Annotated in this window: 3 protein-coding genes; all 3 read left to right on the top strand. The window is 66.9% G+C overall.

Features of this window, described 5'->3' with window-relative positions:
• Positions 1–70 precede the first annotated feature (70 nt).
• Genes VGH54_RS12145 through VGH54_RS12135 form a run of 3 tightly spaced genes read left to right on the top strand, consistent with a single transcriptional unit; the run spans position 71 to position 1795 of the window.
• Complete coding sequence (locus VGH54_RS12145) at positions 71–373, top strand: hypothetical protein (protein WP_331512248.1); 303 nt, start codon at positions 71–73, stop codon at positions 371–373.
• Positions 374–383: 10 nt separating this feature from the next.
• Positions 384–1343 (top strand): hypothetical protein, encoded by a 960-nt coding sequence (locus VGH54_RS12140; RefSeq protein WP_331512247.1) that lies wholly within the window; start codon positions 384–386, stop codon positions 1341–1343.
• On the top strand, positions 1340–1795 hold the full coding sequence (locus tag VGH54_RS12135) for a hypothetical protein (RefSeq protein WP_331512246.1): 456 nt from the start codon (positions 1340–1342) through the stop codon (positions 1793–1795). Before VGH54_RS12140 ends, VGH54_RS12135 begins: the two co-directional genes overlap by 4 nt.
• The last annotated feature ends 3 nt before the right edge of the window (positions 1796–1798 follow it).

The raw sequence follows: 1798 nt of genomic DNA, 5'->3' as shown, positions 1-1798 counted from the left end.
ACCGAATGGCACGCCGGGCCGCCGCGGACGGCGACCAAGATCGGACGGCCGAAACTCTGAGGAGCAGCTCGTGACCGATGTGAGCATGTCCGTCACCGACACCGAACCGGTCCTCGTCCCCGTCTCCACTCTGACCAACGGCGTGCCCACCGATCCGACCGGCAACGCGGTGCAGATGGGATTCGCACCAGCAGCGGGCACCGTGACGTACTTCGCCGCGACCTGGGAGACGTGGCCCGGGCCCGCCTACTACGCCAAGTGCTCAGTCGGGCCTACCGGCACCGCGACCCTGACGCCGGGCACCTATGAGATCTGGGTCAGCCTCGGCAACGGCGTGAAACGCGCCGCCGGCACTCTCACCATCCGACCGTAAGGAGGTTGTCGTGCGGCAACGAGTTCTGCAGGGCACCCCAGCGGTCTTGAACATGACGCTCGCCGATCAGGACGGCACTCCAGTGGCAGCGTCCGGCGCGTTGACCGTGGCCGTCACACAGGCCGACGGGACAGTGGTGCTGGCCGCTGGCACCGCCACGACCTCGCCGAACACCGGTGTCTACACGGTGACTCTGACAGCGGCGCAGACCGCGGCCCTGAACCTGCTCACCGCGGTCTGGACCGACGCCGGCAACGGCCGCGTCACCACGACGAAGCACGAGATCGTCGGCGGCTACTACTTCAGCATCAGCGACGCGCGCACGTCCAACAACTCCCTGATCGCCGACACCGCTAAATACCCCGACGCGCTGCTACTCAGCACCCGCCAGGAGGTCGAGGAGGAAGCCGAACGGATCTGCGACGTCGCGTTCGTGCCGCGGTATCGCCGCGAGATCCTCGACGGCCTCGCAACCCCGGAGATCATCCTGGGCGCGAACATGATCCGCACCGTCCGCTCGGTGAAGATCTACCCCATCCCCGGCGGCACGCAATTCACCGCGCTCACCGCCGCGCAACTGTCAGGCCTGCGCTGGGATCCCGACGGCATGCTGCACCGCACCGACTTCGGGTTCTTCGACGAGGGCCGCGGCAACATCGTCATCGAGTACGAGCACGGCTGGGATCAGCCACCGGCCGACGTGCGCCGGGCATCGCTCACCCGGCTGCGTTCCCGACTGAACTTCGAGGTCTCCGGCGTCAACGAGCGGGCCACGACGTTCACTGCCGACAACGGCCAGTCCTACAAGCTGGCGACCGCTGACGCCTTCTCCACCGGCATCCCCGACGTCGACGCAGCCTATGACCGGTACTCATTCCGGGAGCGCGGCAGCGCCGGCATGAAGGCCGCGACGCGGCCGCTGAACCTGGACCCGCAGCGGTACTCGGTGTTCCACGGCGGAGTCCGATGACGGATGCACCAGCGGTCTCCACCGTGCCGGCCGCGAAGGTCAACCTGCTCGAGATCTTCAGGAACTTCCCCGACCTCGACGGCGTGACGATCGGCTACGGCGACCCGGGCATTGCCAAGCTCGAGCACGAGCACATCTGGATCGGCGACTCGGGCCCGGAGAACACCGCGTACGCCCCCTACGGGCAGCTGAAGATGCAAGAGGAGTACGTCCTCAAGTTCGCCATCCACATCTCCAAGCCCGGCTTTACGCAGCAGGAAGCGACCGAGCGGGCCTTCGCGCTGTACTCGGCGATCGCGGTCGGGCTGCGCCCGCTGCTCCGTACCCCGACTGTCATCGCCAAGGGCGTCTGGTCCTTCACGGTCTCGTGGAATCAGTTCCTCGAGTTCGTCAGCGACCAGGGCTACACGGCATACATCGACGCGCAGATCGACATCAAGGCACGCATCTGATGC

The sequence above is a fragment of the Mycobacterium sp. genome (genome assembly GCF_036488105.1).
Taxonomy (GTDB): Bacteria; Actinomycetota; Actinomycetes; order Mycobacteriales; family Mycobacteriaceae; genus Mycobacterium.
The sequence above is the reverse complement of the archived record's forward strand: the minus strand, read 5'-3'. Positions and strand labels throughout refer to the sequence as shown.

Coding starts and splice junctions, on each gene's coding strand:
- VGH54_RS12135 (WP_331512246.1), top strand. CDS start 1,340: ATGACGGATGCACCAGCGGTCTCCACCGTGCCGGCCGCGAAGGTCAAC.